Source organism: Candidatus Symbiopectobacterium sp., assembly GCF_020054415.1.
In the GTDB taxonomy this organism is placed as follows: domain Bacteria; phylum Pseudomonadota; class Gammaproteobacteria; order Enterobacterales; family Enterobacteriaceae; genus Symbiopectobacterium.
The window spans coordinates 1-1,863 of record NZ_JAHWCO010000613.1; the positions used below are offsets into that span (position 1 = coordinate 1).

The window sequence follows — 1,863 nt, forward strand, 5'->3', positions numbered from 1 at the left end:
ATCACGTGGTGTACGCAGTTCCAGCGGACCATCGCCGGTGGTAACAGTCTTTGTGGAGTAGCCATTGCGCGTGTTAGTTCCAGATTTGGACTGGTGCTTCTCATGCCCGAGGTGATGGGTCATTTCAGCATTAAGGGCAGCTTCAACGCTGATCTTTTTCGGCAGGCGATCAAACTGGTTGAGATGGTCAGGGGTTTTGAGATTTTTGGCCAGCTCGTTAGCCAGAGCCTGTAACTGTTTTTTGTCCATAAAGTAACCTGCTTTTGATGTTGGATTGAACATATCAAAATCAGGCAATTACACAATCTCGTGTACAGGCTCGTTGGACCATGTATGATTTCGATGTCAATATCGCTTATCAATACAACGGTAAGCGTTTTGACAACGCAACCAGTTCTTTCAATTCAGAGCAGCGCCGTCTGCCAAGCTACAGCACGGTAGATCCCGCTGTATCATATCCTGTCACCTCTCATCTCACAGTTCGTGGTAGAATCGCCAACCTGTTTGATAAAGAGTACGATACAGCATATGGCTATCAAACGGCAGGAAGAGAGTACTATCTCAACGGAAGCTACACCTTCTAACCTGCCCGCCCGCCCCACGGTTTTGGTGTTTGACTCCGGCGTGGGGGGGTTATCTGTGTATAACGAGATTCGGCAGTTGCTGCCGGATCTTCATTATATCTACGCCTTCGATAACGAAGCGTTCCCCTACGGCGAGAAACCGCAAGACTTTATCGTTGAGCGTGTGGTTCACATCGTTTCTGCGGTACAACAGCGCCATCAACCGGCTACTGTGGTTATTGCCTGTAACACCGCAAGCACCATTTCATTGCCCGCGCTGCGCGAGCGTTTTACCTTCCCAGTGGTCGGCGTTGTGCCAGCGGTGAAGCCTGCCGCAAAGTTGACACGCAATGGCATCGTCGGCGTTCTGGCGACGCGCGCCACGGTGCAACGCTCCTACACGCATGAACTGATTGCCCGTTTTGCCACGGATTGCCAGATATTGCTGCTGGGGGCGGCGGAGTTAGTGGAACTGGCGGAAGCTAAGTTGCAAGGGGATAACGTATCGTTATTGGCGTTGCAGCAAATTTTGCACCCTTGGCTGAAATTGCCTGAGCCCCCAGATACCGTAGTGCTTGGCTGTACGCACTTCCCGCTCTTGGCGGAAGAGTTACAATTGGTGTTGCCAAACGGCACGCGGATGTTGGATTCCGGGGCGGCAGTCGCCAGAAGAACCGCATGGCATCTCGCTAACCTGGAACAACCACCGGCGCTGAGCACGGAAAAGAATCTGGCTTATTGCATGACGATTACGCCTAAAGTGGCGACCCTGTGGCCCGTTTTGCAGCGTTTCGGCTTTGAATCGTTGGAAAAACTACCGCTTTAGTGGCTTTTTGGCGGAATAGTAGGCACTCGGAAATAAAATTGAAATTAGCCCTTGTCAGGGCGCGAGAAGTGTCTATAATGCGCCTCCACTGACACGGCAACAGCGACACGCGGTAGTGGTAACGGTAATAAGTAAAACAGAAAAGCCGAACGCTAAATTGAAGAAATTAACGTTGACTTTTCAGCGGTGCAGCGTAATATACGCCTCCCGCGCCACGGTAGATGTGGCAACGCTCTTTAACAATTAATCAGACAATCTGTGTGGGCACTCACAGGACTTTGTCGTAAAGCCTCAGGGCTTAAAGAAATAAAAGTCTTGAAGAGTGAACAACAGTTAATTCATTACGAACTAACAGTAATAATTCTTTGAGCATCGCTTCTCGAGTAGAAGCAAATCAAACTTTAAATTGAAGAGTTTGATCATGGCTCAGATTGAACGCTGGCGGCAGGCCTAACACATGCAAGTCGAGCGGTA

General features: G+C 49.9%; 2 protein-coding genes, 1 rRNA gene and 1 pseudogene. 3 read left to right on the top strand and 1 reads right to left on the bottom strand.

Annotation, left to right across the window (positions count from 1 at the left end):
• On the bottom strand, positions 1–249 hold a 249-nt coding region (locus QZ506_RS17845), incomplete at its 3' end, for a transposase (RefSeq protein ID WP_291972959.1).
• A gap of 41 nt (positions 250–290) precedes the next feature.
• On the opposite strand from QZ506_RS17845, the pseudogene QZ506_RS17850 reads away from it, so the two are divergent.
• The 3 genes and pseudogenes from QZ506_RS17850 to QZ506_RS17860 all read left to right on the top strand — a co-directional run.
• Positions 291–584: pseudogene (locus QZ506_RS17850) on the top strand (TonB-dependent receptor); the annotation flags it as partial.
• Entirely contained in the window at positions 529–1,389 is an 861-nt protein-coding gene (murI, locus tag QZ506_RS17855; protein WP_291972958.1) for a glutamate racemase, read from the top strand. The pseudogene QZ506_RS17850 and the gene murI, both read left to right, overlap by 56 nt.
• A 403-nt stretch (positions 1,390–1,792) precedes the next feature.
• Positions 1,793–1,863, top strand: a 16S ribosomal RNA gene (locus tag QZ506_RS17860); the annotation flags it as partial.